The organism is Acidisphaera rubrifaciens HS-AP3 (assembly GCF_000964365.1).
GTDB lineage: Bacteria > Pseudomonadota > Alphaproteobacteria > Acetobacterales > Acetobacteraceae > Acidisphaera > Acidisphaera rubrifaciens.
Genome location: NZ_BANB01001099.1, coordinates 1 through 382 on the forward strand (window position 1 = coordinate 1; position 382 = coordinate 382).

Annotated in this window: 1 protein-coding gene; it reads right to left on the reverse strand. The window is 58.6% G+C overall.

Annotation, left to right across the window (positions count from 1 at the left end; all coding sequences use genetic code 11):
* Window positions 1-382, reverse strand: a 382-nt coding sequence (locus B8460_RS22635; RefSeq protein WP_048863427.1) for a hypothetical protein, incomplete at both ends; no start/stop codon positions are given.

The window sequence follows — 382 nt, forward strand, 5'->3', positions numbered from 1 at the left end:
GCGAAGCCCGGACTGTCCTGATCGGTCTTCCCCACGTCCGGCGCCAGCGGGATTTTCATGCCGAAGATGTCCAACTCTTTCGGCAGCGGCTGCGCCAGAAAGTGAATGACGGTGCGCAAGTTCTTCATCGCCGCCTCAACGTCCGGCAGCAACCCGGAGAACGCTTGCTCAAAGTCCGACATGAACGCCTTCATGTCGTGCGTGAAGTCCTTCGACCCCAGGTAACCTTTGAACGCATCAATGTCGCGTTTCAGTTCGGGGCTGGACAGCCAACCGGCGAAATCGTCAACCGCCTGTTTGACGACAGGGCCGCTCAGAAAGTCATCAACCAGATTGACTACCGAATGCGACAAATGATCGAACGCGGGGGCCAGCGGCGCCA